The organism is Streptomyces yangpuensis (assembly GCF_024666385.1).
Lineage (GTDB): Bacteria > Actinomycetota > Actinomycetes > Streptomycetales > Streptomycetaceae > Streptomyces > Streptomyces yangpuensis.
Window position 1 is genome coordinate 2,557,415 of record NZ_CP102514.1, and the last position, 26,762, is coordinate 2,584,176.

At 70.6% G+C, this 26,762-nt stretch carries 24 protein-coding genes and 2 tRNA genes; 3 read left to right on the forward strand and 23 right to left on the reverse strand.

Going from position 1 to position 26,762, the window contains the following annotated elements:
* Positions 1-19: 19 nt before the first annotated feature.
* From rodA to folC, 8 genes are all read right to left on the reverse strand, one after another.
* Positions 20-1,219 carry a rod shape-determining protein RodA gene (rodA, locus tag NRK68_RS11735; protein WP_183065378.1) on the reverse strand — a complete coding sequence of 400 codons (1,200 nt, stop codon included), beginning with the start codon at positions 1,217-1,219 and terminating at the stop codon, positions 20-22.
* A 15-nt stretch (positions 1,220-1,234) separates the two neighbouring features.
* Entirely contained in the window at positions 1,235-3,406 is a 2,172-nt protein-coding gene (mrdA, locus tag NRK68_RS11740; RefSeq protein WP_257855737.1) for a penicillin-binding protein 2, read from the reverse strand.
* A 13-nt stretch (positions 3,407-3,419) separates the two neighbouring features.
* Positions 3,420-4,127 carry a rod shape-determining protein MreD gene (gene mreD / locus NRK68_RS11745; protein ID WP_183065382.1) on the reverse strand — a complete coding sequence of 236 codons (708 nt, stop codon included), beginning with the start codon at positions 4,125-4,127 and terminating at the stop codon, positions 3,420-3,422.
* 13 nt (positions 4,128-4,140) lie between these two features.
* Positions 4,141-5,088 (reverse strand): rod shape-determining protein MreC, encoded by a 948-nt coding sequence (gene mreC, locus NRK68_RS11750; RefSeq protein WP_183065384.1) that lies wholly within the window; start codon positions 5,086-5,088, stop codon positions 4,141-4,143.
* A 134-nt stretch (positions 5,089-5,222) separates the two neighbouring features.
* Positions 5,223-6,242, reverse strand: a complete 1,020-nt coding sequence (locus NRK68_RS11755) for a rod shape-determining protein (protein WP_030008578.1) — start codon at positions 6,240-6,242, stop codon at positions 5,223-5,225.
* A 295-nt stretch (positions 6,243-6,537) separates the two neighbouring features.
* The gene (gene ndk / locus NRK68_RS11760) at positions 6,538-6,948 is read right to left on the reverse strand and encodes a nucleoside-diphosphate kinase (RefSeq protein WP_183065386.1); all 411 of its coding nucleotides are present in this window, start codon (positions 6,946-6,948) and stop codon (positions 6,538-6,540) included.
* A gap of 134 nt (positions 6,949-7,082) precedes the next feature.
* Entirely contained in the window at positions 7,083-7,460 is a 378-nt protein-coding gene (locus tag NRK68_RS11765; RefSeq protein WP_183065388.1) for a DUF4233 domain-containing protein, read from the reverse strand.
* A 2-nt stretch (positions 7,461-7,462) separates the two neighbouring features.
* On the reverse strand, positions 7,463-9,001 hold the full coding sequence (folC, locus tag NRK68_RS11770) for a bifunctional tetrahydrofolate synthase/dihydrofolate synthase (protein ID WP_183065389.1): 1,539 nt from the start codon (positions 8,999-9,001) through the stop codon (positions 7,463-7,465).
* A 117-nt stretch (positions 9,002-9,118) separates the two neighbouring features.
* Here folC and NRK68_RS11775 point away from each other — a divergent pair, with 117 nt between their 5' ends.
* A complete protein-coding gene (locus tag NRK68_RS11775; RefSeq protein ID WP_183065390.1) occupies positions 9,119-9,379 on the forward strand; it encodes a rod shape-determining protein in 261 nt (86 codons plus the stop codon).
* Here NRK68_RS11775 and NRK68_RS11780 read toward each other — a convergent pair.
* Both NRK68_RS11780 and NRK68_RS11785 read right to left on the reverse strand, forming a co-directional pair.
* Positions 9,376-10,524: a sensor histidine kinase gene (locus tag NRK68_RS11780; protein WP_257855738.1), complete on the reverse strand. Its 1,149-nt coding sequence runs from the start codon at positions 10,522-10,524 to the stop codon at positions 9,376-9,378. The genes NRK68_RS11775 and NRK68_RS11780 overlap by 4 nt on opposite strands.
* 289 nt (positions 10,525-10,813) lie before the next feature.
* Entirely contained in the window at positions 10,814-13,435 is a 2,622-nt protein-coding gene (locus NRK68_RS11785) for a valine--tRNA ligase (RefSeq protein WP_257855739.1), read from the reverse strand.
* Positions 13,436-13,565: 130 nt separating this feature from the next.
* Here NRK68_RS11785 and NRK68_RS11790 point away from each other — a divergent pair, with 130 nt between their 5' ends.
* Positions 13,566-14,486: a hypothetical protein gene (locus tag NRK68_RS11790; RefSeq protein WP_257855740.1), complete on the forward strand. Its 921-nt coding sequence runs from the start codon at positions 13,566-13,568 to the stop codon at positions 14,484-14,486.
* Between the two features lie 73 nt (positions 14,487-14,559).
* Here the strand turns inward: NRK68_RS11790 and clpX are convergent, their stop codons facing one another.
* The 5 genes from clpX to NRK68_RS11815 form a co-directional block, all read right to left on the reverse strand.
* Entirely contained in the window at positions 14,560-15,846 is a 1,287-nt protein-coding gene (gene clpX / locus NRK68_RS11795; RefSeq protein ID WP_030840753.1) for an ATP-dependent Clp protease ATP-binding subunit ClpX, read from the reverse strand.
* A gap of 153 nt (positions 15,847-15,999) precedes the next feature.
* Complete coding sequence (locus NRK68_RS11800; RefSeq protein WP_220818601.1) at positions 16,000-16,677, reverse strand: ATP-dependent Clp protease proteolytic subunit; 678 nt, start codon at positions 16,675-16,677, stop codon at positions 16,000-16,002.
* 54 nt (positions 16,678-16,731) lie between these two features.
* Positions 16,732-17,349, reverse strand: a complete 618-nt coding sequence (locus NRK68_RS11805; RefSeq protein ID WP_308296137.1) for an ATP-dependent Clp protease proteolytic subunit — start codon at positions 17,347-17,349, stop codon at positions 16,732-16,734.
* Positions 17,350-17,637: 288 nt separating this feature from the next.
* On the reverse strand, positions 17,638-19,032 hold the full coding sequence (gene tig / locus NRK68_RS11810) for a trigger factor (protein ID WP_183065395.1): 1,395 nt from the start codon (positions 19,030-19,032) through the stop codon (positions 17,638-17,640).
* Between the two features lie 151 nt (positions 19,033-19,183).
* Positions 19,184-19,260 (reverse strand) — tRNA-Pro (locus NRK68_RS11815).
* Between the two features lie 167 nt (positions 19,261-19,427).
* On the opposite strand from NRK68_RS11815, the gene NRK68_RS11820 reads away from it, so the two are divergent.
* A tRNA-Gly gene (locus tag NRK68_RS11820) sits at positions 19,428-19,498 on the forward strand.
* Between the two features lie 144 nt (positions 19,499-19,642).
* Here NRK68_RS11820 and NRK68_RS11825 read toward each other — a convergent pair.
* The 8 genes from NRK68_RS11825 to NRK68_RS11860 form a co-directional block, all read right to left on the reverse strand.
* Complete coding sequence (locus NRK68_RS11825) at positions 19,643-20,437, reverse strand: nucleotidyltransferase domain-containing protein (RefSeq protein WP_257855741.1); 795 nt, start codon at positions 20,435-20,437, stop codon at positions 19,643-19,645.
* Between the two features lie 2 nt (positions 20,438-20,439).
* A complete protein-coding gene (locus NRK68_RS11830; protein ID WP_031145493.1) occupies positions 20,440-20,634 on the reverse strand; it encodes a hypothetical protein in 195 nt (64 codons plus the stop codon).
* A gap of 156 nt (positions 20,635-20,790) precedes the next feature.
* Positions 20,791-21,246, reverse strand: coding sequence for an HD domain-containing protein (locus tag NRK68_RS11835; RefSeq protein ID WP_183065396.1), 456 nt, complete (start codon positions 21,244-21,246; stop codon positions 20,791-20,793).
* Complete coding sequence (locus NRK68_RS11840) at positions 21,243-22,631, reverse strand: pyridoxal phosphate-dependent decarboxylase family protein (protein ID WP_183065398.1); 1,389 nt, start codon at positions 22,629-22,631, stop codon at positions 21,243-21,245. Before NRK68_RS11840 ends, NRK68_RS11835 begins: the two co-directional genes overlap by 4 nt.
* Before the next feature lie 216 nt (positions 22,632-22,847).
* Positions 22,848-23,657: an ABC transporter ATP-binding protein gene (locus NRK68_RS11845; RefSeq protein ID WP_257855742.1), complete on the reverse strand. Its 810-nt coding sequence runs from the start codon at positions 23,655-23,657 to the stop codon at positions 22,848-22,850.
* A 188-nt stretch (positions 23,658-23,845) separates the two neighbouring features.
* Entirely contained in the window at positions 23,846-24,988 is a 1,143-nt protein-coding gene (locus NRK68_RS11850; protein WP_183065402.1) for a PP2C family protein-serine/threonine phosphatase, read from the reverse strand.
* A gap of 214 nt (positions 24,989-25,202) precedes the next feature.
* Positions 25,203-26,012 (reverse strand): Fpg/Nei family DNA glycosylase, encoded by an 810-nt coding sequence (locus NRK68_RS11855; protein ID WP_183065403.1) that lies wholly within the window; start codon positions 26,010-26,012, stop codon positions 25,203-25,205.
* A 92-nt stretch (positions 26,013-26,104) separates the two neighbouring features.
* The gene (locus tag NRK68_RS11860) at positions 26,105-26,590 is read right to left on the reverse strand and encodes a ribose-5-phosphate isomerase (RefSeq protein ID WP_030036244.1); all 486 of its coding nucleotides are present in this window, start codon (positions 26,588-26,590) and stop codon (positions 26,105-26,107) included.
* Positions 26,591-26,762 lie beyond the last annotated feature (172 nt).

Here is a 26,762-nt window from a genome sequence, read left to right on the forward strand (position 1 = left end):
CTGCAGGATGAACGGGACTTCAGGCTGACAATGGCCGCTGGACCTTGATCGACTGGAGGAGTCCGACCGCTATCCACACGGCGAACATCGACGAGCCTCCGTAGGACACGAACGGCAGCGGCAGTCCGGCCACGGGCATGATGCCGAGGGTCATCCCGATGTTCTCGAAGGACTGGAAGGCGAACCAGGCGATGATGCCGGCGCACACGATGGTCCCGTAGAGCTCGGTGGTCTCCCGGGCGATCACGCAGGCCCGCCAGAGGATGACGCCCAGCAGGACGAGGATCAGTCCGGCGCCGACGAAGCCGAGCTCCTCGCCGGCCACGGTGAAGACGAAGTCGGTCTGCTGCTCGGGCACGAACTGGCCGGTGGTCTGCGAGCCCTTGAAGAGTCCGGAGCCGGTCAGGCCGCCGGAGCCGATCGCGATGCGCGCCTGGTTGGTGTTGTAGCCGACGCCGGCGGGGTCGAGCTCGGGGTTGGCGAAGGCCGCGAAGCGGTTGATCTGGTACTCGTCGAGGACGCCGAGCTGCCATATCAGGACGGCTCCGCCCACGCCGGAGGCGAGCAGGCCGAACACCCAGCGGTTGGAGGCGCCGGAGGCGAGCAGTACGCCGAGCACGATGACGACCATGACCATGACGGAGCCGAGGTCGGGCATCAGCATGACGATGCCCATCGGGGCTGCGGCCAGGCAGAGCGACTTGACGACCGTGCGGTGGTCGGGATGGGCGAGGTCGCCCGCGTCCACCCGGGTGGCGAGCAGCATCGCCATGACCAGGATGATCGTGATCTTCACGAACTCGGACGGCTGGAGGGAGAATCCGCCGCCGATGACGATCCACGCGTGGGCGCCGTTGATGGTGGCGCCGAGCGGGGTGAGCACGGCGAGGATGAGCACGAGCGAGAGCCCGTAGAGCACCGGCACGGCTCCGCGCAGCGTGCGGTGGCCGAGCCAGATGGTGCCGATCATGAGCACCAGGCCGATGCCGGTGTTCAGGGCGTGCCGGGCGAGGAAGTAGTAGGGGTCGCCCTGGTTCAGGGTGGTCCTGTTGCGGGTCGCCGACCACACGAGCAGGGCGCCGAGGAAGGACAGGGCGAGCGAGGAGAGCAGGATCGGCCAGTCGAGCCGGCGCAGCACCGAGTCGCGGGCGGTGAGCTTGGCCATCGGGCCGCGCTCGGGCGCGTACCGGGAGACGGAGAACTTGTTGGCGGTTGGCATGTCGGTATGGGGTCCTCAGTCGTGCCGTGTCGGGGGAGGCCCGGCGAGCGCCGGCGGTTCCAGTTCCTCCGGGGACGGCGGTACGTACGGCCGGATCTCGGGGGAATCGATGGAGCCGTCGGGGTTGATCCTGGGCAGTTTCGTCTCCGGGGCCGGCAGCAGGGCCCTCTTCAGGTCCTGCTTCCCGTCCATGGTCAGACCGTAGATGGCGTTGTAGAGGTTGCGTACGGCGGGGCCGGAGGCTCCGGAGCCGGTGCCGCCCTGGGAGATCGTCATGACGATCGTGAAGTCCTTGGTGTAGGTCGCGAGCCACGAGGTGGTCTGCTTCCCGTAGACCTGGGCGGTACCGGTCTTCGCGTGCATCGGGATCTTGTCCTGGGGCCAGCCGCCGAAGCGCCACGCCGCGGTGCCGCCGGGCTCGACGACGGTGCGCAGGCCCCGGTCGAGGTCGGCGATGGTCCGGGCGTCGATCGGCAGCCTGCCGTGGGACTGGGGCGCGACCATCTCGACGTGCTTGCCGTCGGGGCTGATCACGGCCTTGCCGACGGTGGGGTTGTAGAGGGTGCCGCCGTTGCTGATGGCGGAGTAGGCGGTGGCCATCTGGATGGGGGTGACCAGGACGTCGCCCTGGCCGATGGCGAAGTTGATGCTGTCGTAGGCCTTCAGCTGGTTGCCCTCGAGGCAGCTCTCGTAGGCGATCTGCTCGACGTAGGTGCCGCCCCGCTTGCCCTGCTTGCACCAGGAGTTCTTGTTGGCCGCCCAGAAGCTCTGCTTCCAGTGGCGGTCGGGGATGCGGCCCTTGACCTCGTTCGGCAGGTCGATCCCGGTCTCGGAACCGAGCCCGAACTCCCGGGCGGTCCGGTAGAACCAGTCGTGGGCGTCCTTCTTGGGGCTGAGGCCGCCGTCGCGCTGCCACTCCTTGTGCCCGAGGGCGTAGAAGACGGTGTTGCAGGAGAACTTGAGGGCCTCGCCGAGGGTGATGGGGCCGTGCCCCTTGGACTCGAAGTTCGCGAAGCTGCGGCCGCCGAGGCTGTAGGAGCTGCTGCAGTTGTACTTGTCGTTGAACTTGTATCCGGCCCGGACGGCGGCGCTCGCGGAGACCACCTTGAAGATGGAGCCGGCGGGGGCCATGCCCTGGATGGCGCGGTTGAGCAGCGGGTAGTTGGAGCTCTTGCTGGTGAGCTTGGCGTAGTCCGCGCCGGAGATGCCGCCGACCCAGGCGTTGGGGTCGTAGTCGGGCTGGGAGGCCATCGCGACGATGCGGCCGGTCCTGGCCTCCATGACGACGACGGCGCCCGAGTCGGCCTCGTACTTGCGGCCGGTGATGTTGTCGGTCTCGTTGCGGACGACCTTCATCGCCTGCTGGAGCTCGAACTCGGCGACGGCCTGGACCCGGGCGTCGATGCTGGTGACGAGGGTGGACCCGGCGACTCCCGGGTCGGACCTGGTCTGCCCCATGACCCGGCCGAGGTTGTCGACCTCGTACGAGGTGACCTGCGCCTTGCCGCGCAGCTGCCGGTCGTAGGTGCGCTCGATCCCGGAGCGGCCGACCTGGTCGGAGCGCAGGTGCGGGGAGTCGGTGTCCTTGGCCTTCTGGATCTCGTCGTCGGTGACGGGCGAGAGGTAGCCCAGCACCTGCGCGGCGCGGGCTCCGCCGGGGGCCGGGTAGCGGCGGACGGCGGTGGGCTCGGCGGTGATGCCCGGGTACTCCTCCGGGCGTTCGCGCAGTTGCAGCGCCTGCTGGGTGGTGGCTTCGAGGGTGACCGGGATCGGCTGGTAGGGGGAGCCGTTCCAGCAGGGCTTGGGCGTCTGGGAGTCGCAGAGCCGGACCTTGTCCATGACCTCCTTGGGGGTCATGTCCAGGACGCCGGCCAGGCGGGTCATGACGCCCTTGCCCTTGTCCTTCATCTTCATCAGCGCGGTGCGGCTGGCGGAGACGACGAGGCGGGTCTCGTTGTCGGCGAGCGGGACCCCGCGGGCGTCGAGGATCGAGCCGCGCACGGCGGGCTGGACGACCCGCTGGACGTGGTTGCTCTTGGCCTCGTGGTAGTACTCGGCGCCGTTGCGGATCTGGAGGAACCAGAGCCGGCCGCCGAGGGTGATGAGCATCGAGAAGACGAGAACCTGCATGATGACGAGCCTGATCTGCACCCGGGAGGTGCGGCCGGTCTCCGGGACGTTGGTCACGTCTGCTCCTCCCTCACAGTTTCTTGACGCTCTTCACACCCTTGGCGGGCTTGATGCCCTTTATGCGGACGGCCTTGTTGGCGCGGGACCGCGCGGTCTTCAGGCGCAGGCCGCCGCGCTGGCTGCCGATGCGCAGTCCGGTGCCGCCTGCCAGCCAGCCGGCGGAGACGTCGGCGGCCTTGTTGGCGGGGCCGCCGCCGGCCTCGACGGCCATCGGGTCGTTCTCGGCGCGCCGGGCCAGCGCCATGATCCACGGCACGGTGAAGGGCGCGAGCAGCAGGTCGTAGAGGGTGGCGGTGAACACCAGCCCGGTCAGGCCCACGTGGCGGGCGGCGGTGTCGCCGACGAGGGCGCCGACGCCCGCGTAGAGCAGGGTCGAGCCGATCGCGGCGGCGACGACGGTCAGCATGGGGCCCCAGGCGGAGCGGAACCGCCCGCCGTCGGGGCGGACCAGGCCGGCGACGTAGCCGATGACGCACAGCACGAGTGCGTACCGCCCGGCCGCGTGGTCGGCGGGCGGTGCCAGGTCGGCGAGGAGTCCGGCGCCGAAGCCGATGAGCGCACCGCTGACGTGCCCGTACACGAGTGCGAGGGATACGACGGTGAGGAGCAGCAGGTCGGGTACGGCGCCGGGCAGTTGGAGCCGGCCCAGGACGGTGACCTGGATGACGAGCGCGACCACGACGAGCGTGGCCGAGAGCAGGATCCGGTTGAAGCGCATGCGGGGTCGGCTCCTAGTCGTCGGCCGGCTGGGCGGGCAGGCTGGCGGACCCGGACGGGGTGACCGTGACGGTGACCGTCGGGGTGGGCTTGGGGGCCTCGGGCTTGGGCGGCAGGACGGCGTCGCGCGGGTCCTCGCGCGGCGGCATCACCACGACGCCGACGATGTCCAGTCGGGAGAACCCGACGAACGGACGCACCCAGACGGTACGGGTCAGGTCGCCGCGCGAGGGGTCGACCTTGACCACCTCGCCGATCGGGACGCCGGGCACGAAGGGCTTGTTGCCGCGCGAGCCGAAGGTGACGAGCCGGTCGCCGGGGCTGACCTTGGCCTTGCCGTTGAGCATCTGGACGGACAGGGCGCGGTCGCCCTGGCCGGTGGCGAAGCCGAGTTCGCCGGTCTTCTCCAGGCGGGTGCCGACGGTGAAGTCGGGGTCGTTGGCGAGGACGACGGTGGAGGTGTCGGGGCCGACGGTGGTGACCCGGCCGACGAGCCCGTCGCCGTTGAGGACGGTCATGTCGCGCTCGATGCCGTCCTTGCTGCCGGCGTCGATGGTGACGGTCCAGGAGAAGCCCTGGGCCGCTCCTATCGCGATGACCTCGGCGCCCTTGATGCCGTACTGTCCGGCGCCGGCCCGCTTGAGCATCTCGTCGAGTTCGTGGATGCGGCTGCGGGTCTGGTCCTCGCTGCCGAGCTTGGCCTTGAGGGCGGCGTTCTCGCGCTCCAGCACGGCGATCCGGTTGTGGCGCTCCCCGGAGTCCCGTACGGCCCCTATGGCGTTGGCGACCGGATCGACCGCGGTCGCCACACCTTCCTCGACCGGCCCGAAGACCGCTGCGGCGGCCTGCCGGGCACCGTCGACCGGTGACTCCTCGCCTGCCCTGATGTCCACCGTGATCAACGCGAACGCGATGGCGATCAGAAGCACCAGGAGCAGCCGGCTTTCTCGTGTGTCCCTCACGTGCGGCGGCCGTGCCTTCCTCGTCGGAATTCTCTTTTGCCTGTATATCAACGATCCGCCGCACGGGCCCGGTAGCACCCGTACGGCGGATCCTTGTGTTCCGCTTGGCCCCTCCCCGGCCGGGAGGGGTGTTGTCAGCGACGGGGCTGCGCGTCCAGGACCTGCTGGAGGGCCTCGAACTCCTCGACGCACTTGCCGGAGCCGAGGGCGACGGAGTCGAGGGGGTCCTCGGCGATGTGGATCGGCATGCCGGTCTCCCGGCGCAGCCGCTCGTCGAGGCCGCGGAGCAGGGCACCGCCGCCGGTCAGGACGATGCCGCGGTCCATGATGTCGCCGGAGAGCTCCGGCGGGCACTTGTCGAGCGTGGTCTTGACCGCGTCGACGATGGAGTTGACGGGCTCCTCGATGGCCTTGCGGACCTCGGCGGCCGAGATGACGACCGTCTTGGGCAGGCCCGAGACCAGGTCCCGGCCGCGGATCTCGGTGTGCTCGTCCTTGTCGAGGTCGTACGCCGAGCCGATGGTGATCTTGATCTGTTCGGCCGTCCGCTCACCGAGGAGGAGCGAGTACTCCTTCTTGATGTGCTGGATGATCGCGTTGTCGAGCTCGTCACCGGCCACCCGGATGGACTGCGCCGTGACGATTCCGCCGAGGGAGATGACGGCGACCTCGGTCGTACCGCCACCGATGTCCACGACCATGTTGCCGGTGGCCTCGTGGACGGGCAGGCCCGAGCCGATGGCGGCGGCCATGGGCTCTTCGATGATGTGCACCTGGCGGGCGCCGGCCTGCGTGGACGCCTCGATGACCGCGCGGCGCTCGACTCCCGTGATACCGGAGGGCACGCAGACCACGACGCGCGGACGGGCCAGGTAGCGGCGCTTGTGGATCTTGAGGATGAAGTACCGGAGCATACGCTCGGTGATCTCGAAGTCGGCGATGACGCCGTCCTTGAGGGGCCGTACGGCGACGATGTTGCCGGGCGTGCGCCCGATCATCTTCTTCGCCTCGGAGCCGACCGCCAGGATGCCGCCGGTGTTCGTGTTGATGGCGACCACGGACGGCTCGTTCAGGACGATCCCCCGGCCCCTCACGTACACCAGCGTGTTGGCGGTCCCGAGGTCGATCGCCATGTCACGGCCGATGAACGACATGTTGTTCCCCTTGTTCCCCATGAGGAGCGTCTGGCCTTCCAGTTGATAGCGGCTGCTGTCAGGTCGGCGAGGTGGGTGTGTGGGTGGAGGCCCCATCGTAGTGCCGGGGTGCGGACACCGCGCGACGGGACTCCGGCAATCCCGCCGGAATGGATACCCGCCCCCTCAGTGGTGACGACGTGTCCTGCCCAGGCGTTCCCGCTCGGGCCCGGAATTACCGGGGGGCGACCGAAATTACTTCGGTCGCCCCAGGTCATGAGCGCTATTCGGCTGATGTCTCGTCAGGAAAGACTGATCAGAGCGCGGGGAAGAAGAGCTTCAGCTCGCGCTCGGCGGACTCCTCGGAGTCCGAGGCGTGGATCAGGTTCTCACGGGTGATGGTGCCGAAGTCACCCCGGATGGAGCCGGGGGCCGCCGCGATCGGGTCGGTGGGTCCGGCCAGCTGGCGGACACCCTCGATCACGCGTTCCCCTTCGACGACCAGGGCCACGATCGGTCCGCCGGCCATGAAGCCCATCAGCGGCTCGTAGAAGGGCTTGCCCTTGTGCTCACCGTAGTGCGCCTCCAGGGTCTCCTGGTCGAGCGTACGCAGCTCCAGTGCGGGAATGGTCCAGCCGGCCTTCCGCTCGATGCGGCCGATGATCTCGCCGATCAGGCCACGACGGACGGCGTCGGGCTTGAGCAGGACGAGGGTGCGCTGGGTCATGTTGCGGCTCCTTGCGGCATACGGGTGCGGTAGGGCGAATCTACAGGGCCGTCCGGGTCGGTCCGGCAGTCCGGGTGCGTCGGCGGTACGGACGGCCCGGGGTTCCGGGCGGCACGGGGCGGCCCGGGGATCCCTCAGGCCGTGTCGGGCGCTCCGGACGCCGCGGCCGCCGCGGGAGCCTCCTGGGCGGCGGCCCAGCGCTCCTTGATCGAGTCGATCTTCCGGCCGTAGTGCACGGAGCACCACCACAGGCCGGCGAAGACCGCACCGAGGAAGAACATCGTCGGAACGACGAACCCGCTCGCGACGAGACCGATCTGCAGGGCCCAGCCCAGCTGGACGGCCCCGGGGCGCGACAGCATCCCGCACAGCAGCACCGACAGCAGCATCGCGATCCCGCACACCGTCCAGACCGTGGCCTGGGTCAGGTCCGGGTCCTTCATGGCGACGAGTCCCGCGAAACCGATCACGAAGAACTCACCGATCAGCGTGCTCGCACACAGCGTGCGCATCCTCAGCCCCTCTTCAGCAGCAGGCGGGCCTCGCCCACCGTGATCACGGAACCGGTCACCAGGACCCCGGCCCCTCCGTACTCGGCCTCTTCCTCGGCCAGGGTGATCGCCGCCTCCAGGGCGTCGTCCAGCCGCGGCTCCACCTGCACCCGGTCCACGCCGAAGACCTCGACGGCGACGGCCGCCAGATCGTCGGCGCCCATCGACCGGTGGCTGGAGTTCTGCGTGACCACGACCTCCGCGAAGATGGGCTCGAAGGCCTCCAGCACCCCGCGCACGTCCTTGTCCTCGCTCGCCGCCACCACGCCGACGAGCCGGCTGAAGCCGAACGCCTCGGTGACCGCCTCCGCGGTGACCGCCGCGCCCGCCGGGTTGTGCGCCGCGTCCAGGATCACCGTCGGGCTGCGCCGCACGACCTCCATGCGGCCCGGCGAGGTCACCGACGCGAAGGCCTTCCGGACGGTGTCCACGTCCAGCACCCGGGCGTGTTGCCCGCCGACCCCGAAGAAGGCCTCGACCGCGGCGAGCGCCACCGCCGCGTTGTGCGCCATGTGCGCGCCGTACAGCGGCAGGAAGATACCGTCGTACTCGCCGCCCACGCCGCGCAGCGTCAGCTGCTGCCCGCCGACCGCGACCTCGCGCGAGACAACGCCGAACTCCATGCCCTCGCGGGCCACCGTCGCGTCGACCTCGACGGCCTTCTTCAGCAGCACCTGGGCCGCGTCGACCGGCTGCTGCGCCAGGATCACGGTGGCGTCCTGCTTGATGATGCCGCCCTTCTCCACGGCGATCTCACCGGGCGTGGAGCCGAGCCGGTCGGTGTGGTCCAGGCTGATCGGGGTGACCACGGCGACGGAGCCGTCGATGACGTTGGTCGCGTCCCAGCTGCCGCCCATGCCGACCTCGACCACGGCCACGTCCACCGGGGCGTCCGCGAAGGCCGCGTAGGCCATCCCGGTGAGCACCTCGAAGAAGGACAGCCGGAACTCCTCGGCGGCGTCGACCATCTCCACGTACGGCTTGATGTCGTGGTACGTCTCCACGAAGCGCTCGGCCTCGATCGGCGCCCCGTCGAGGCTGATCCGCTCGGTGATCGACTGCACGTGCGGGCTCGTGTAGCGGCCGGTGCGCAGCTCGAAGGCGTTCAGCAGGGCCTCGATCATGCGGGCCGTGCTGGTCTTGCCATTGGTCCCGGTGACGTGGATCGAGGGGTACGCGCGCTGCGGCTCGCCCAGTACGTCCATGAGCGCCGCGATCCGCGACACCGAGGGCTCCAGCTTGGTCTCGCCCCAGCGGGTCGAGAGCTCTCGCTCCACCTCCAGCAGCGCCTCGGCGACCTCGGGGTCGACGGGCCGGGCGGGCACCGGGTCCCCCTGGGGCGGTCCGGCGTGGGCGCGCAGGGTGCGGCTGCCGGCCTCGATCACCGCCAGGTCGGGATCGCGGTCGGACTCTTCCGCCACGATCTGGTCGAACTCGTCGAAGGCGCCTGCGAGGTCGTCGTGGTCGTGTCGGTCGGGGTTCTCGGGCTGCTGGTCACTCACAGGGCCAGTCTACGGACGGCGGCCCGGAGGACTTTCGGCCCGGCCGTTTCGGGACCTTCGACGCCGGGAGCGACCTGATCGTCGTGCACGCCCTGCGAGCATCGGACAGGGGAGCGAATGCCGCAGGCCAGCACCGACAGGACAGCTGCCGGCCGCGCCGAAGGGATCGGCCTGGGGACCGCGAACACCCTCGTCCACGCCCGGGGGCACGGGATCGTCCTCGATGAGCCGTCCGAGGTCGCCGTCAGGGCGGGCACCACCGGCGCCCTGGCGGTCGGGGCGGACGGGTGCCTGGGCGACGCGGCGAGGTGCGGTGCCGGGCGGCGCGGGTCGGGCAGGATCCGGGAGAGGCGGCGAGGTCCGGAAGAGACGGCCTAACCTCTCGGCAGCGTGGCGACGACCTCGTAGGTGTCGTCCGTGTGGGTCGCCGTCAGGGAGCCGCCGAGGCTGCGGACGCGCTCGGACATGCTCGCCGTGCCGGAGCCCGCCGAGACGGGGGCCCGGCCCGGGGTGCGGGCCGGCACGGCGTTGCTGACGGCGATCCGCAGCCGCGGGCCGTCCGCCGCGATCGACACGTCGATGGTCTCGCCGTGCGCGTGCTTGGCGGCGTTGGTGAGGCACTCCTGCACCACCCGGTAGACCGCCGCCTGCCGCAGTGGCGACAGCGCGTGCACGTCCTCGTCCATGGCCAGCCGGACGGGCGATCCGGCCCGGCCGCTCTCCTCCGCGAGCGCCGCCAGCCCGTCCACCCCGGGGGTCGAGGGCCGCTCGCCCCGCTGCACGATGATCTCGTTGAGCACCAGATGGGCGCGGCGCGCGGTGTCGGCCAGTTCCTCGAAGTCCTTGGCGTGTGCGCTCTCGCGCGCCCGTACCGACAGCACCTCGGACCGCACGGTCAGCAGGGTCAGCTCCCGCCCGACGAAGTCGTGCACGTCGCGGGCGACGGAGGTGCGTTCCTGCTGGACGGCCTGGAGCACGGCGGACTCGGCCCGCCGGACGGTGAGCTCCCGCACCAGGTCGTGCCGGTAGGCGGCGATCCCCACCGCGGAGGCCAGCGCGCCGATCGGTACGACGATGCTAAGGAAGCCGCTGAGCGTCTGCCCCGGGGGTTCGGGCCAGCCCGGCACCCAGAACATGACCAGTGCGAAGGCGATGTACCCGAGCGTCGCCAGGATCCCCGCGCGGCGCCCGCGGAAGCGGCCGACCGAGTAGAGGGCGAACTGGACCAGGGTCAGCTCGTGGAGCCATCCGATGAAGAGCAGCGCGGCCAGGTACGAGATCCAGGGCAGCCGGCGGCGCACCAGCAGGGTCGTGCAGCCCAGGGCGAGCACGACGGCCGCGGCGGGCCCGCTCAGCGAGTTGTCGGCGGCGGCGAGGCCCGGCAGGTCGAGGGCCATCAGCCCGAGGCAGCCCAGCGCGGTGAGCACGTCGACCGCCTGCGGGGTACCGGCCCAGGTGCCGGTCAGCCGACGGCCGGCGGCCACGCATCGGTGGAACACCGGGGCGAGGGGCTTGACGTGCATGCCCTCCATCATCCGTGGTCGGTGCGGCGGATGAGACCCGGCAGACAGGTAAACGCGGTGATTCAGGGCACTTCGGACAGGGTCGGAAGTCCCGGCGGTCGCGACCTTGCGCCCTGCCGCGGGCCCCGCCCGCGCTCCTGGCCTCGGAGGAACGACGACGGGAACGCCAGGGACGCCGGGAACGACGGCCCGCGTACGGGTCCGCGTACAGGTCCGCGTGCGGGTCCGCGTACGGCGAAGGCCCCCGCAGCCGGCGATCCGGTGCGGGGGCCTCGCCTCGTACGAAGGGCTACGCGGCCGGCAGCGTCTCCAGCTGGGCCTGGATCCGGGCGATGTCCGCCTCGGCCTTGGCCAGCCGGCCCTTGATCTTGTCCACGACGGCGTCGGGGGCCTTGGCCAGGAAGGCCTCGTTCCCGAGCTTCGCCTCGGCCTGCTGCTTCTCCTTCTCGGCGGCGCCGAGGTCCTTGGTGAGGCGCTTGCGCTCGGCGTCCACGTCGATGGTGCCCGACAGGTCGAGCGCGACCGTGGCGCCGCCGACCGGGAGGGTCGCGGAGGCGCTGAAGTCGTCGCCCTCCGGCTGGAGGCGCAGCACCTGGCGGATGGCCGCCTCGTGCGCGGCCAGCGCCGTACCGGACAGGTCCAGACGGGCCGGGACCTTCTGCTTGTCGTCGAGACCCTGCTCCTTGCGGAAGCGGCGGACCTCGCGGACGAGGTTCTGGACGTTGCCGATCTCGGTCTCGGCGGCCTCGTCGCGGAAGCCACTGTCCTTCGGCCAGTCGGCGATCACGAGGGACTCGCCGCCGGTCAGCGTGGTCCACAGGGTCTCGGTGACGAAGGGGACCACCGGGTGCAGCAGGCGCAGCATGACGTCGATGACCTCGCCGAGGACCCGGCTGGAGACCTTGGCCTGCTCGCCGCCCGCGAAGAAGGTCGTCTTCGACAGCTCGACGTACCAGTCGAAGACCTCGTCCCACGCGAAGTGGTAGAGCGCCTCGCTGAGCTTCGAGAACTGGAAGTCCTCGTAGTAGGCGTCGACCTGGGCGACCGTCTTGTTGAGACGGGAGAGGATCCAGCGGTCGGTGGCCGACAGCTGCTCGGCGGGCGGCAGCTCGCCCTCGATCGTGGCGCCGTTCATCAGCGCGAAGCGCGTGGCGTTCCAGATCTTGTTGGCGAACTTGCTGGACGCCTGGACCCAGTCCTCGCCGATCGGGACGTCGGTGCCCGGGTTGGCGCCCTTGGCCAGGGTGAACCGGACGGCGTCGGAGCCGTACTTGTCCATCCAGTCCAGCGGGTCGACGACGTTGCCGAAGGACTTCGACATCTTCTTGCCGCGCTCGTCGCGGACCAGGCCGGTCAGCGCGATCGTCTTGAACGGCGCCTGGCCGTCCATGGCGTACAGGCCGAACATCATCATCCGGGCGACCCAGAAGAAGATGATGTCGTGGCCGGTGAGCAGGACGTCGGTGGAGTAGAACTTCTCCAGGTCCGGGGTCTTCTCCGGCCAGCCGAGCGTGGAGAACGGCCACAGGCCGGAGGAGAACCAGGTGTCCAGGACGTCGGTGTCCTGCGTCCAGCCCTCGCCGGTGGGCACCTCGTCGTCGGGGCCGAGGCAGACGACCTCGCCCTCCGGGCCGTACCAGACCGGGATGCGGTGGCCCCACCACAGCTGGCGCGAGATGCACCAGTCGTTGAGGTTGTCGACCCAGTCGAAGTAGCGCTTCTCCATCTCCACCGGGTGGATCGCGACGCGGCCGTCGCGGACCGCGTCGCCGGCGTTCTTGGCGAGGGTCTCGACCTTGACCCACCACTGGAGGGACAGCCGCGGCTCGACGGTGGTGCTGCAGCGCGAGCAGTGTCCGACGGAGTGCAGGTACGGGCGCTTCTCCGCGACGATGCGGCCCTGCTGGCGCAGTGCGCCGACGACCGCGGAGCGGGCCTCGTACCGGTCCAGGCCGAGGAAGGGGCCGTGGACGGTGATGACACCGTGCTCGTCCATGATCGTCATGTTGGGCAGGCTGTGGCGCTGCCCGATGGCGAAGTCGTTCGGGTCGTGCGCCGGCGTCACCTTGACGCAGCCGGTGCCGAACTCCGGGTCGACGTGCGTGTCCGCGACGACCGGGATGGTGCGGTCGGTCAGCGGCAGCTTGATCTGCTTGCCGACCAGGTGCTTGTAGCGCTCGTCGTCCGGGTGGACGGCGACGGCCGTGTCACCGAGCATCGTCTCGGCGCGGGTGGTGGCGACGACGAGGGTGTCCTCGCCCTCCCCGTACTGGATGGAGACGAGCTCGCCCGCGTCCTCCTGGTACTCCACCTCGATGTCGGAGATGGCCGTCAGACAGCGGGGGCACCAGTTGATGATGCGCTCGGCACGGTAGATCAGGCCGTCGTCGAAGAGCTTCTTGAAGATGGTCTGGACGGCCTTGGAGAGGCCCTCGTCCATGGTGAAGCGCTCACGGGACCAGTCGACGCCGTCGCCGAGACGGCGCATCTGGCCGAGGATCTTGCCGCCGTACTCCTCCTTCCACTGCCAGACGCGCTCGACGAACTCCTCGCGGCCCAGGTCGTGGCGGGACTTGCCCTCCTCGGCGAGCTGCTGCTCGACCTTGTTCTGGGTGGCGATGCCCGCGTGGTCCATGCCGGGCAGCCACAGGGACTCGAAGCCCTGCATGCGCTTGCGGCGGGTGAGGGCGTCCATGAGCGTGTGCTGGAAGGCGTGGCCCAGGTGGAGGGAGCCGGTGACGTTCGGCGGCGGGATGACGATGGTGTACGGGGGCTTCTCGCTCGCGGCATCCGCCGTGAAGTACCCACGCTCTACCCAGCGCTCGTAGAGCTTCCCCTCTACGTCGGCCGGCTTGTAGGCGGTCGGCAGTTCGGAGTCGGGGCTGCTGGGTGTCTGCGTGTTCTCGGTCACGGGCCACAGTTTAAGGCGGTAACAGTCCAGTCATGAAACCGGTAATCCCGGGGCCCGGCGCACTGCCCGGCGCCGCCTTCCGCGAGGATGTCAGGGTCGCATAAAGAGCTACCTCATAGGGGGACACGGGATGAGCCACAACCAGCCGGGGCCGTACGGACAGCCGCAGCAGCCTGGACCGTACGGTCAGCAGCCCCCGCCGCCGCCCGGCCCGTACGGCCAGCCGGCCCAGCCGGGCCCGTACGGCCAGCCCGCGCCCCCGCAGCCGGGCTACGGCTACCCGCAGCAGCCGGGCGTCCCCCCGCAGGGCTACCCCCAGCAGCCGCCGACCCCGGCCTACGGCTACCCGCAGCAGGCCCCGTACGGCGGCGAGCCCCCGAAGAAGTCCAAGGCGGGCCTCATCATCGGCGTGGTCGTGGCCGTAGCGGTGATCGCAGGCGGCGGCTGGTACCTCCTGGGCGGCGGCAGCGCCATCTCGGACGACACCAAGGGCTACAAGCTGGCCGCCCCGGACGCGGTCGACGACTTCAAGAAGGACGCCAAGTACAAGGAGGCCGAATTCGACGACGCGGACAAGAAGGAGGCCGAGGCGGCGGGCATCAAGAACCCGACCCAGGTGGGCATGGACTACCTGGCCGGCGACCCGAAGAACCCGCTGACGGCGAAGGGCCTCAAGTTCTCCGGGCTCTACGGCGAGATCGCCGACCCGGAGAAGGCGGTGGACGGCTACTTCGCCAAGGCCCAGGTGGACGCCGCCAAGGACGGCAAGTCCGAAGTGCAGCTGCTCGGCAGCCCGAAGACGATGTCCCCGCCCAACTTCAAGGGCGCCGTCATGAAGTGCCAGGACATCAAGTTCACGTCGAAGGACCCTTCCGCCAAGGGCCCCAAGGAGGCCACGCTGCCCTTCTGCGTCTGGGGCGACTACAGCACCATCGCCATGGTCAGCGCCTCCGACGTGGCGTCGATCCTGGCGAGCAAGCCGGGTTACACCCAGGAGCAGGCCGCGGAACTGGCCGCGAAGCTCTACAACACCGCCCGCGTCAAGAAGTAGCGGACGGCGGAACACGCGAAAGGGCGCCCCTGGTGGGGGCGCCCCTTTCCTGTACCGGTCTACTGCCCTGCGGCTAGGCCGACTTCTCGTGCGGGCCCTGGTCCTTCGGGACGATCCGCGGGACCAGCGTCGGGTTGACGTTGGAGCGGACCACGTCGGCGGTGATGACGACCCGGGCCACGTCCTTGCGGGACGGGACCTCGTACATCACCGACATCAGGACCTCTTCCATGATGGCGCGCAGACCCCGCGCGCCCGTCTGGCGGAGGATCGCCTGGTCCGCGATGGCCTCCAGCGCCTCGCGCTCGAAGTCCAGCTCGACACCGTCGAGTTCGAACAGCCGCTGGTACTGCTTCACCAGCGCGTTGCGCGGCTCGATGAGGATCTGGAGCAGGGCCTCGCGGTCCAGGTTGTGGACCGAGGTGATGACGGGGAGACGGCCGATGAACTCGGGGATCATCCCGAACTTCACCAGGTCCTCCGGCATGACCTCCTGGAACTGGTCGCTGGCCTCGATCTCGCGCTTCGAGCGGATCGTCGCCCCGAAACCGATGCCCTTGGCGCCCGCACGTGACTCGATGATCTTCTCCAGGCCGGCGAAGGCGCCGCCCACGATGAAGAGCACGTTCGTCGTGTCGATCTGGATGAACTCCTGGTGCGGGTGCTTGCGCCCGCCCTGCGGCGGCACCGAGGCTGTCGTGCCCTCGAGGATCTTCAGCAGGGCCTGCTGGACGCCTTCGCCGCTCACGTCGCGGGTGATCGACGGGTTCTCGCTCTTGCGGGCGACCTTGTCGATCTCGTCGATGTAGATGATCCCGGTCTCGGCCTTCTTGACGTCGTAGTCGGCGGCCTGGATCAGCTTCAGCAGGATGTTCTCGACGTCCTCGCCGACATACCCGGCCTCCGTCAGCGCCGTCGCGTCGGCGATGGCGAACGGGACGTTCAGCATGCGGGCGAGCGTCTGCGCGAGGAGCGTCTTGCCGGAGCCCGTGGGGCCCAGCAGCAGGATGTTGGACTTCGCGAGCTCGATCGCGTCCTCGCGGCCCTGCGCGCCGCCGTTCTCGCCGGCCTGGACCCGCTTGTAGTGGTTGTAGACCGCTACCGAGAGCGCCTTCTTCGCCGGCTCCTGGCCGACGACGTAGCTCTCCAGGAACTCGTAGATCTCACGGGGCTTGGGGAGCTCCTCCCACCGGACCTCGGAGGTCTCCGCGAGTTCCTCTTCGATGATCTCGTTGCAGAGGTCGATGCACTCGTCGCAGATGTACACACCGGGTCCTGCGATGAGCTTCTTCACCTGCTTCTGGCTCTTTCCGCAGAACGAGCACTTGAGCAGATCGCCGCCGTCACCGATGCGTGCCACGAGGTGCTTCCCCTTCGCCTGGGAGACGCCTGGTTCAGCGCTCCTGGTGCCTCATATCCGACGGTACCTTGCCGGGGGCCCCGTGCGGGGCCCCCTTGACGTGGTTCACATCGCCGAATCCGGTGGTGTGCCCGCGCCAACTGACGGCAAGGGTCAGAGCTTGTTGCTCTTGCGGGTGGAGATGATCTGGTCGATCAGGCCGTACGCGAGGGCGTCCTCGGCCGTGAGGATCTTGTCGCGCTCGATGTCGTCGCGGATCTTCTCGATCGGCGTCGTCGAGTGCTTGGCCAGCATGGTCTCCAGCTGGTCGCGCATGCGCAGGATCTCGTTGGCCGCGATCTCGAGGTCCGAGAGCTGCTCTCGGCCGGTGCCGCCGGAGGGCTGGTGGATCAGCACGCGGGCGTTCGGCAGGGCCATGCGCTTGCCGGGGGTGCCGGCGGCGAGCAGGACCGCGGCGGCGGAGGCCGCCTGGCCCATGCAGACCGTCTGGATGTCGGGCTTCACGAACTGCATCGTGTCGTAGATCGCCGTGAGCGCGGTGAAGGAGCCGCCCGGGCTGTTGATGTAGATCGAGATGTCGCGGTCCGGGTCCATCGACTCCAGGCACAGCAGCTGCGCCATGACGTCGTTGGCGGAGGCGTCGTCGATCTGCACGCCGAGGAAGATCACGCGCTCCTCGAAGAGCTTCGCGTACGGGTCGTACTCGCGCACGCCCTGCGAGGTGCGCTCGACGAAGCGCGGGATGACGTAGCGGTTGTCCACCTGCGGGCCGGAGTAGAGGCCGCTCGCGGAGCTCGCGGAGAAGTTGTTCTGCATCTGGGTGTTCACCATCCTGGTGGCGTTCTGCGGGCTGTCGGCTGCGGGGTTGCTGCGGTGGGGCCGGGATCAGGCCCCGGTGCCGCCGCCGCCCGGAACGTTGGACGCGGCCGAGATGATCTCGTCGATGAGGCCGTACTCCTTGGCCTCCTCGGAGGTGAACCAGCGGTCACGGTCACCGTCGCGGATGATCGCCTCGACGGTCTGGCCCGAGTGGAACGCGGTGATCTCGGCCATCCGCTGCTTGGTGCGCAGCAGGTACTGGGCCTGGATCTTGATGTCCGACGCGGTGCCGCCGATGCCGGCGGAGCCCTGGTGCATCAGGATGTCGGTGTTCGGCAGGGCGAAGCGCTTGCCCTTGGCGCCGCCGGTGAGCAGGAACTGGCCCATCGAGGCCGCCATGCCCATACCGATGGTCACGACGTCGTTGGGGATGTACTGCATGGTGTCGTAGACGGCCATGCCGGCCGTGACGGAGCCACCGGGGCTGTTGATGTAGAGGTAGATGTCCTTCTCCGGCTCGGCGGCCAGGAGGAGGAGCTGCGCGGTGATCTTGTTCGCGATCTCGTCGTCGACCTGCTGGCCGAGGAAGATGATCCGCTCGCCGAGCAGCCGGTTGTAGACATGGTCGCCGAGGCCGCCACCGATGGACGGCTCACCCGCGGCGTAAGGCATCAGATTCGTCACGTATCCACCTGCTCGTCTCCGACGGCCATGTGCCGTCTCAGCGTCTCGTTCTGGGGCGCGGTCGAGCCGGAGCGGACGGGTCCGCCGGCGCCCGGGTACTCACGTGCCCTCGTATTCATGGACCCTAACGCGCAGGTCGGACAACGCCATCCCGCTTCCCGAACTGTTCGCTCGGAGCGCAAGCTCCGGCGGCCTTGCGGGGACCGCCCCGCAGCCATGCGACAGGGCCCGGACGCGGCTGCGTCCGGGCCCTGTCGGGGCACTGCTCGGCGGGCTTCGCCCGGAGTGTTACTTGGCCTCGTCGGCCTTGACCTCGTCGTCGCCGTCCACGGCGGCCTCGACGGTCTCGGCGGCCGTCTCGACCTCGTCCTCGTCGTCGGAGAGGTCGACCACGTCACCGTTGGTGTCGACGACCTTGGCGGCCTCGACGACGACCGCGAGGGCCTTGCCGCGGGCGACCTCGCCGACCAGCATCGGGACCTGGCCGCCCTCGACGACGGCCTGGGCGAACTGGTCGGGGGACATGCCGGAGGACTGCGCACGGCGCATGAGGTGCTCGGTGAGCTCCTCCTGGTTCACGCCCAGCTTCTCCTTGTTGACCAGGGCGTCCAGGACGAACTGGGTCTTGATGCCCTTGATCGCCTGCTCCTTGGTCTCGGCGTCGAACTCCTCGACCGTCTTGCCCTGGAACTCCAGGTACTTCGCCAGGTCCAGGCCCATCTGGCCGAGCTGGTGGTGCTCCAGGTTGTGCTTGCGGGTGTTGACCTCGTCCTCGAGCAGCTTCTCGGGGATCGGCACCTCGACGAGCTCCAGCAGCTTCTCCAGGACGCGCTCCTGGGCCTGCGTGGCCTGGTCGTACTGCTTCATGTTCTCGAGGCGCGTGCGGCTGTCCGCCTTGAGGTCCTCGAGGGTGTCGAACTCGCTCGCCATCTGGGCGAACTCGTCGTCCAGCTCCGGGAGCTCCTTGGCGGAGACCTTGGTGACCTTGACGGTGACCTCGGCGTCCTTGCCCTCGGCGGAGCCGCCCTTCAGCTGCGAGGTGAAGGTGGCCTCGCCGCCGGCCTCGAGGCCGGTGACGGCCTCGTCGATGCCCTCGAGCAGCTCGCCCGAACCGATGGTGTAGGAGACGTCGGAGGCGACGCCGTCGGGCAGCACCTCGCCGTCGACCTTGGCCTCCAGGTCGATGGTGACGACGTCACCCTCGGCGGCGGCGCGCTCGACGTCCTTGGTGGACGCGAAGCGGTTGCGCAGCTGCTCGACGGACTTCTCGACGTCCTCGTCGGAGACCTCGATGGCGTCGACCTCGACCTCGATGCCGGAGTAGTCCGGGATCTCGATCTCGGGACGCACGTCGACCTCGGCGGTGAAGGCCAGCAGCTCGCCGTCCTTCAGCTCGGTGATGTCGACCTCGGGCTGGCCCAGCGGGTTCAGGTCGGCCTCGTTGACGGCCTCGGTGTAGAACTTCGGGAGGGCGTCGTTGACGGCCTCCTCCAGCACCGCACCGCGGCCGAAGCGCTGGTCGATGACGCGGGCCGGGATCTTGCCCTTGCGGAAGCCCTTCACCGTGACCTGCTGGTTGATCTTCTTGTACGCCGCGTCGAGGCTGTCCTTGAGCTCCTCGAAGGGCACCTCAACAGTGAGCCGAACCCGCGTCGGGTTCAGGGTCTCAACGGCGCTCTTCACGGTTCGGTCTCCTTGTGGCTGACTGCTGGGGGATCTGCCGTCTCGCTGGAATCAGCGGCCCGGCGGACTTCGGCCCGGTACATCAGACACACGGGCACGCAGCTTGCATAGTAGCCGCAAGCGGCAATCAGCCCACAACGCGATCTTGCGGTGGTCGGGGTGGCCGGATTCGAACCGACGACCTTCCGCTCCCAAAGCGGACGCGCTACCAAGCTGCGCCACACCCCGTCGGTGCGACACGTAGGGTACATGCCCGGAGACCCTCTGATGCGCGGTGTTTCCGGAGCCGTTTCGGACGGACGACGGCGCGGGCACGGAATGTGGTGTGCGATCCGCTGGAACGACCCGCTAGGATGCTGTCCGTGCCAAGGTCCCGGACCTGCGGCGCAACCCCTGCGGGCGTAGCTCAATGGTAGAGCCCTAGTCTTCCAAACTAGCTACGCGGGTTCGATTCCCGTCGCCCGCTCTGAGTACCGAAGGGCCAGGTCGGAGGACATCTCCTCGACCTGGCCCTCGGTCGTTCCCGGGGCCCGGATCAGTCCGGCGTGCCCCTGGCGTTCAAGAACTGTGCCCGGAAGTCGACCCATGTCAGCCTCGCGGGCGCACGGTGTCAGGCGGGTCCGGCATCCGGATCGTCGCGCGTGCAGGCGCCGGGGACCGGCGATGGGTCGTGCGAGACGGGCCAGGTGCGGGCGTGGCCTTCGCGGAGGGGGCCGCCGGTGAGGGTGAGGATGTCGGTCGCGGCGGCCGTGAGGGGCTGGGGGGCGGCGGTTTCGCAGAGGCGGCGGTAGCCGTCGAGGAGGGCTGCGCCGCGGTCGGGGTCGGCCTGGAGGAGGCGGCGGGGCAGCCACTTTCCGCCACCCTTCCAGGCCCTGTGGTGGTCGAAGAGGAGGTCGGCGGCGACATCGAGGACGACGCCGGCCACGGTGAGTCGTTCGACGGGGTCCGCGGCGTCGGAGAGGTCGTCCAGCGCGTCGGTGAGCGCGTAGCGGCGGTCCTCGACCGTGGCGGGCGCCAGAGCGCCCGGGCCCTCGCGGAGTGCGGCCGCGGCCCGGTGTTTGAGGCCGGTGCCCGCCCCGTCCCGTTCGGTGAGGACCAGGCCCTCGGCGTACATGCGCTGCATGACGCCGCGGCGGGATGCCGTGTCGGCGGCGAAGAGCTCGTCGAGGCCGGCCCGGGTGTGGATGAACAGCTCGACCAGCCGTCCCTCGAAGCGGAGGGTCTCGCGTCGGGTGGCACCGCCGTCCTCGACCAGGACCGCCAGGTCCAGGTCGCTGGTGGCGGTGGCGCGGCCGGCCACGGTGGAGCCCGCCAGGACGACGCTCAGGGCGTCGGGGAAACGCTCGGCAGCGAGCCGCCGCGCCTGGCCCACGGGGTGGTTCGGGCCGTCGGCGGGCGTCGTCACCGTCAGAGCTTGATGTTGGCGATCATCGTCGCCAGGGAGTTGAGGAAACGGTTCACGTCGTCCGCGATCGAGCTGGACGCCAGGAAGAAGCCGAAGAGGGCCGCGACGATGGCGGGGCCCGCCTTGATGTGGTTGCCGCGGATCAGCACCACCAGGATGACGCCCAACAGAACCACAACTGAGAGCGAAATGGCCACTACTGATCACACCTTCGGTCGTCCCCTGGTCGGCCGGGGGCGCACGGCCGGGAATGCCCCCACATGGACCATCCTCCCACCAACCGGCCACGGTCATACGCCCCGTGACGAAAGGCCATGGTTCCGTTTTCACCAACCGCCGCGGCAGAGGGGGTTTCAGGGGGCGGTGAGCCCCAGGAGGGACCGGACATAGGCGTACTTCGCGGACAGCCGCTCGCGGGTGGGGGCGTCCAGGACGGAGAGACGTACGGGGTCGGCGTTGTGCGCGAGGTCGGCCTCCTTCACCAGCAGGGCGCCCGGGGTGGCCAGGATGCGGGCGGCGTAACGCTCGACCGGCTCACCGGGGCGCTTGGTGACGGCGAGGACGATGTCCTTGACGGACTGCGGGAGAGCGGCGGAATCCAGCCAGGTGAGGCTGAGCGCCTCGTCCTCGATCGCGTCGTGCAGCCAGGCAGCCGCCTGCTGTTCGGGGCTGCCGCCGCGTACGCGCACGCCCTCGGCGACGGCCGCGAGGTGCTCGGCATACGGCCTGCCGGCCTTGTCGGTCTGGCCCTCGTGCGCATCGCGCGCCAGGGCCTCGACCTCCAGGAGGGTCAGGGGACTGCTCGTCATGCGATCTCCCTCGCTGCCGTGCGCAGGGCCCGGGCGGCCCGGTGGACGTCTGCCTGCGTCGTACGCCAGTTGGAGAACGCGGCACGCAGCCCGGCGGTTCCCTCGTGGACGGTGGGCGTGACGAACACCTCGGCGGCCACCGCCTCGCGCAGGGCGGTCAGTCGGGCCGGATCGGGGCGGTCGGCGAGGGTGAAGCAGACGACGTTGAGGCGGACGGGCGCCAGAAGGGTGAAGGCGGGGTCCTCCTCCAGGGCCGCGCCCAGGGCCCGGGCGCCGGCGATGTTGCGTTCCACGATCTCCCGGTGCCCCTGGCGGCCGTAGGCGCGCAGCGTGAACCAGGCGGCGAGGGCGCGCAGCCGGTGGGAGTTCTCCGGGGTGAGGTGGACGAGGTCGGGGTGTTCGCCGAGGGGGCCGAGGTAGGCGGCGGCGTTCTGGAAAACGCGGGCCTGGAGGTCGCGGCGGCGGGTGAACTGGACGGCGCTGTCGTAGGGGACGTTGAGCCACTTGTGCAGGTCGACGCAGACGGAGTCGGAGGCGTCGAGGCCTTCGGTGAGGTGTGCGTGGTCCGGGGAGAGTGCGGCGAAGGCGCCGAAGGCGGCGTCGGTGTGGAGCCAGAAGTCGTGCCGGGCGCGGAGGGCTGCGATGGCGGGGAGGTCGTCGAAGTCGACGGTGTTGACGGTGCCCGCGTTGGCGACGACCACCGCCGGTCCGGGGGTGTCGGCCAGCGCCCGGTCCAGGGCGGCGGGGTCCACGGCCTCACGGCCGGGCAGGGTCGGGACGGGGACGAGGGAGCTGCGGCCGAGGCCGAGGAAGGAGAGGGCCTTGGCGATGGAGGAGTGGGGGGCGCCGGAGAGGACGCGGACCGGGCCGAGGGCCGCGGCGCCGTCCTCGGCCGGGGAGACGCCGAGGCGTTCGCCGAGCCATTCGCGGGCGATGGCGAGGCCGGTGGTGTTGGACATGGTGGCGCCGCTGACGAAGGTGCCGGTGTGGGCGTCGGAGAGGCCGAAGAGTTCGCGCAGCCAGCCCACGGTCTCGCGTTCGAGGTCCTGGCCGGCGCCGTCCATGGAGGAGTTGGAGTTCTGGTCGTGGGCGGCGGTGAGCCAGTCCCCGGCGAGCGCCGCGGGGGTGGCGCCGCCGGTGACGAAGCCGAGGTAGCGGGGGCCGGCGGAGGCCGAGAGCCGCGGCTCCCAGCGGGCGCGGAAGGCCGCGAGGGCGGTCTCGGTGCCGTCCCCCCGCTCCGGGAGCGGTTCGGGGCCGGCCGGCTCGGGGGCGGCGGGTACGACGGCGCGCTCGTCCAGGGTGGCGAGCGCTTCGGCGGCGGCGCGGCGGGTGGCGTCGAGGAGGTCGGGGAGCCGGGCGAGGTCGGCGGCGAGCGTGCGGTCCATGGGGGCACGGTAGGGCCGCGCGGGCCGCTGCGGACCTGCCAATCCCGGGCGAGTGGCCCCCGTACCGCTCCGGGGGCGCTCGTGGGGCCGTGGGGTGCGGTACGCCGTCGGCGCCGCGGGCCGGTCGCGTCCGGGGCCGAGCACGGCCCGGACGCGACGCCCGCGACGATGTCGGCCCCGAACCGGGGCACACCCACCCCCGAGCCCTACCCGGGGTCAGGCGGCCTGGGGGGTGGGGGTGAGGGTGGTCATGCGGGCGGCCACCGTGGTGGCGGGGCTGCGGGGAAGGCGGTCCGCGACCAGGCCTCCGGCGAGGAAGAGCACCTGGTCGGCGTGGGCGGCGGCGGCCGGGTCGTGGGTGACCATGACGACGGTGGCGCCCAGGGCGTCGACGGCTTCGCGGAGCAGGCCCAGCACCTCGGCGGCCGTGGTGGTGTCGAGGGCGCCGGTGGGTTCGTCGGCGAAGACCACGTCGGGCCGGGTGACGAGGGCCCGGGCGACGGCCACCCGCTGCTGCTGGCCGCCGGACAGTTCGGCGGGGCGGCGGTTCCCCGTACCCTCCAGGCCGACGCGGGCGAGCAGGTCGGCGGCGCGGGCCCGGTCCTGGCGGCCGCCGGCGAGCCGCATCGGCAGCAGCACGTTCTGTTCGACGGTGAGGGAGGGCAGCAGGTTGAAGGCCTGGAAGACGAAGCCGAGCCGGCTGCGGCGCAGCCGGGTGAGCGCGTTCTCGTCCATGCCGGTGATCTCGGTCCCGCCGAGGCGGACGGAGCCCTCGGTGGGCAGGTCGAGTCCGGCGGCGCACTGGAGGAAGGTGGACTTGCCGGAGCCGGAGGGGCCCATCACGGCGGTGAAGCTGCCACGCGGAAGGCTGAGGTCGATCCCGCGCAGCGCGTGCACGGCGTAGGCCCCGCGCCCGTAGGAGCGCCGTACGCCGCGCAGTTCCACGGCGGCGGCCGTGGTGTGCCGCTCCCCCGCCGCGGTGTTCGCGTCCGTCCGCCCGCGCCGTCGCAGTCCCCGCAGTCCCATGGTGTGCCGCCTCTCGAGCCGTCCTGACCGTGGCTCCGACGCTACGGATCATGGCGGGGCGGCGGCCATGGAGCGGCCCGGGGTCCCGCGGGTGGGGCTGGCCCCACCCGGGCCCCACCCAGGCACACCCCCAGGCGCCACCCAGGCACACACCCCGACTCCGCCCCCGCCCCCGCCCCCCGCACCGCTCAGGGGGAGCGGCGGATGAGCAGCAGGGCCCGGTCGTCGTTGACGTCCTTGGCGACCTTCTCGATCAGGTGCCAGGCCGCGCCCTCCCAGCCGGCGGAGACGTAGCGGTCGGCTTCGCCGGTGAGGCGGTCGATGCCCTCGCTGATCTCGCGGTCGGCGGTCTCGACGAGGCCGTCGGTGAAGAGCATCAGGACGTCGCCGCGGCGGAGGTTGCCGCGGACGGGGGTGAACTCGGCGCCGTCGTAGACGCCGAGCAGCGGGCCCTCGCCGGACTTCTCCTGCCAGCGGCCGGTGCCGGCGCAGAGCTGGAGGGCGGGGAGGTGGCCGGCCGAGAGGAGTTCGTAGTCGCCGGTCTCCAGGTCCAGGACGAGGTGGATGGAGGTGGCGAAGCCCTCGTCCCAGTCCTGGCGGAGCAGGTAGCCGTTGGCGGCGGGCAGGAAGCCGTGGGGCGGCAGCGCGCCGAGCAGTCCGCCGAAGGCGCCGGACAGCAGAAGGGCCCGGGAGCCCGCCTCCATGCCCTTGCCGGAGACGTCGGTCAGGACGACCTCCAGGGTCCGGCCGCCGTTGGTGCGGGCCGCGACCACGAAGTCGCCGGAGAAGGACTGGCCGCCGGCGGGGCGCAGGGCCATCTCGCGGTGCCAGCCGCGGGGCAGGGCGGGCAGCTTGCTCTGTACGCGGATGCGTTCGCGCAGGTCGAAGAGCATGGTGCCGCCGCGCCGCCAGGGCACGCCGACGCGGCTGCGGAACTGCGCGATGACCAGTCCGAAGAACCCGCAGGCCGCGACGACCAGGACGGTGCCGGGGGTGACCCGTGCCGGGCCCTGGGTGTAGGGGCCGAGCACGAGGGCCTCGACGATCAGTGCGGCCGCGGAGGCCGCGTACAGGGCGAGGAGGCTGGCGGGGCGCAGCAGCAGTCCCCCGGCCACGATCGGCAGGACGAGTGCCGCCGGCGAGAACCAGACGGGCAGCATCAGCGTGCCGCAGGCTATGGCGGGGACGGTGAGCAGCAGGCCGCCGAAGGCGAGCCAGTCGGAGGCGTCGCCGCGGAAGTAGTCGACGGCGGATTTGCGCAGGGCGGTGCGGCCCCGGTGCGACCGCATGCGCATCCGGGCCAGAAGGGACTCCACGCGTGCTCCGGCCATTGCTTCGGGACCCTATCCATCCTGGCTGTGAATGCGCAGGGGTACCCCCGGACCGGAAGCCGGGGGGTGCCCGAAAACCTCCCCGGTGATGGGGAATGCCCTGGTAGGGATGGGCGCATGGCTCTGGAGATGCGCCCCTTGCCAGCCGATGGGCGGGATGCCCCCTACGCCCGCCCTGCGCCCGCCCAAGGCTCCCCGCCTCAGGCTCCCCGCCTCAGGCCCCCTGGCAGCCGGGGCACCAGAAGAGGTTGCGGGCCGCCAGGTCCGCCGTGCGGATCTCGGTGGTGCAGATGTGGCAGGCCATGTTCGCCCTGCGGTACACGTACACCTCGCCGCCGTGGTCGTCCACGCGCGGCGGCCGTCCCATCGCCTCGGGCAGGTGCTCGTCACGCACGGTGTCGATGCGGTTGTTGCGCACGCCCTCGCGCATCAGGGCGACCAGGTCCGCCCACATGGCGTCCCACTCCGGGCGCCGCAGCTCCCTGCCCGGCCGGTACGGGTCGATGCCGTGCCGGAAGAGGACCTCGGCGCGGTAGACGTTGCCGACGCCCGCGACCACCTTCTGGTCCATGAGCAGCGCGGCGATGGTGGTGCGGGAGCGGGAGATGCGGGCCCAGGCGCGGTCGGGGTCGTCGCCCGGCCGCAGCGGGTCCGGGCCGAGCCGGTCGTGTATCGCCTTCTTCTCGCCCTCGCCGATCAGCGCGCAGGCCGTCGGGCCGCGCAGGTCGGCGTAGTGGTCCGCGTTCAGCAGGCGCAGCCGGACCGTGTCGGTCGCGGGCGGGGCGGGGGCCGGGCCGAAGCCGAGCTTGCCGAAGAGGCCGAGGTGGATGTGGATCCACTCGTCCCCCTCGAACCCGAGGAAGAGGTGCTTGCCGTGGGCGTCGACACCGTCCAGGGTCCGTCCGTCGAGCAGGGCCGCGCTCTCGGCGAAGCGCCCCTGCGGACTGCTGACGGCGACCGGCCGCCCGGCGAACCTCTCGCCGTGGTCCTGGGCGAGGCGGTGGATCGTATGCCCCTCGGGCACGGCAGGCTCCTCGGAGGATCGGAGGATCGGAGGAATGGAGGAATGGAACGGCCGTGCCACCCCCGGCGGGAGTGGCACGGCCGGAAGCGGGATCAGCCCTGCGGGTGGTGGGCCGGGATCGGGGGGAGCTCGCCGGTCTGCTCGTAGGCGGAGAGCATGTCGATGCGGCGGGTGTGGCGCTCCTCGCCGGAGTACGGGGTCGCCAGGAAGGCCTCGATGAAGCTGACGGCCTCGTCCTGCGTGTGCATGCGGCCGCCGACGGAGATGACGTTGGCGTTGTTGTGCTCGCGGCCGAGCTGGGCGGTCTGGACGCTCCAGGCCAGGATGGCGCGGACGCCCTTGACCTTGTTCGCGGCGATCTGCTCCCCGTTGCCGGAGCCGCCGATCACGATGCCGAGGCTGCCCTCGTCGGCGGCGGTCTTCTCCGCGGCGCGGAGGCAGAAGGGCGGGTAGTCGTCCACGGCGTCGTAGATGTGGGGGCCACAGTCGACGGGCTCGTGGCCGTTGTTCTTGAGCCAGTCCACGAGGTGGTTCTTGAGCTCAAAGCCGGCATGGTCGGATCCGAGGTACACGCGCATGGGTCGAGTGTGGCACGTGGAGGCCCGACGGCCCGCAGCGGGTGTCGCGTAAGTCACTTCTAAAGCTCAAGTAAACCCAAAGAACGCAGATGGGACACGGCGGGACGTCGGTTCCGGACGTTCGTCCCCACGCAACGATCCGGATTGAGGTCTTCCGTCCTGCGTTCATCTC

What these genes read in the sequence shown, in the direction of transcription:
- rodA (WP_183065378.1), bottom strand. Translation starts at nt 1,219, where the DNA reads ATGCCAACCGCCAACAAGTTCTCCGTCTCCCGGTACGCGCCCGAGCGC.
- mreD (WP_183065382.1), bottom strand. Translation starts at nt 4,127, where the DNA reads ATGCGCTTCAACCGGATCCTGCTCTCGGCCACGCTCGTCGTGGTCGCG.
- NRK68_RS11755 (WP_030008578.1), bottom strand. Translation starts at nt 6,242, where the DNA reads ATGTCGTTCATCGGCCGTGACATGGCGATCGACCTCGGGACCGCCAAC.
- ndk (WP_183065386.1), bottom strand. Translation starts at nt 6,948, where the DNA reads ATGACCCAGCGCACCCTCGTCCTGCTCAAGCCCGACGCCGTCCGTCGT.
- NRK68_RS11765 (WP_183065388.1), bottom strand. Translation starts at nt 7,460, where the DNA reads ATGCGCACGCTGTGTGCGAGCACGCTGATCGGTGAGTTCTTCGTGATC.
- NRK68_RS11775 (WP_183065390.1), top strand. Translation starts at nt 9,119, where the DNA reads ATGCCGCAGGCCAGCACCGACAGGACAGCTGCCGGCCGCGCCGAAGGG.
- NRK68_RS11780 (WP_257855738.1), bottom strand. Translation starts at nt 10,524, where the DNA reads ATGCACGTCAAGCCCCTCGCCCCGGTGTTCCACCGATGCGTGGCCGCC.
- NRK68_RS11790 (WP_257855740.1), top strand. Translation starts at nt 13,566, where the DNA reads ATGAGCCACAACCAGCCGGGGCCGTACGGACAGCCGCAGCAGCCTGGA.
- NRK68_RS11800 (WP_220818601.1), bottom strand. Translation starts at nt 16,677, where the DNA reads ATGGTGAACACCCAGATGCAGAACAACTTCTCCGCGAGCTCCGCGAGC.
- NRK68_RS11835 (WP_183065396.1), bottom strand. Translation starts at nt 21,246, where the DNA reads ATGACGAGCAGTCCCCTGACCCTCCTGGAGGTCGAGGCCCTGGCGCGC.
- NRK68_RS11840 (WP_183065398.1), bottom strand. Translation starts at nt 22,631, where the DNA reads ATGGACCGCACGCTCGCCGCCGACCTCGCCCGGCTCCCCGACCTCCTC.
- NRK68_RS11845 (WP_257855742.1), bottom strand. Translation starts at nt 23,657, where the DNA reads ATGGGACTGCGGGGACTGCGACGGCGCGGGCGGACGGACGCGAACACC.
- NRK68_RS11850 (WP_183065402.1), bottom strand. Translation starts at nt 24,988, where the DNA reads ATGGCCGGAGCACGCGTGGAGTCCCTTCTGGCCCGGATGCGCATGCGG.
- NRK68_RS11860 (WP_030036244.1), bottom strand. Translation starts at nt 26,590, where the DNA reads ATGCGCGTGTACCTCGGATCCGACCATGCCGGCTTTGAGCTCAAGAAC.